The 248-nt window shown below is 62.5% G+C and carries 1 pseudogene; it reads left to right on the forward strand.

What is annotated here, in order from left to right:
* Positions 1-205: pseudogene (locus SB756_RS33520) on the forward strand (hypothetical protein); the annotation flags it as partial.
* Positions 206-248: the final 43 nt, after the last annotated feature.

The raw sequence follows: 248 nt of genomic DNA on the forward strand, positions 1-248 counted from the left end.
GGCGATTATTGAGAATGGGACCCGGCCCGATCAGCGGGTATTGATTACCACGCTGGGGGGATTAGCGGAGACGGTGGCGCGGGATAAGCCGGTGTCTCCGTCGTTGCTGATGGTGGGTGAAGTGGTGCGGTTTTATCGGGCGGATTTGCAGGTGCGGGGTGGGGAGACGGTGAGCCGGTGCGTCGTGCAGGAAAGACCTGCCTGATCGCAAAGGGATCCCGCATCCCTGCGGACTGAGCTCGCCATCC

Source organism: Pseudomonas sp. SIMBA_068 (genome assembly GCF_046534705.1).
Classification (GTDB): domain Bacteria; phylum Pseudomonadota; class Gammaproteobacteria; order Pseudomonadales; family Pseudomonadaceae; genus Aquipseudomonas; species Aquipseudomonas putida.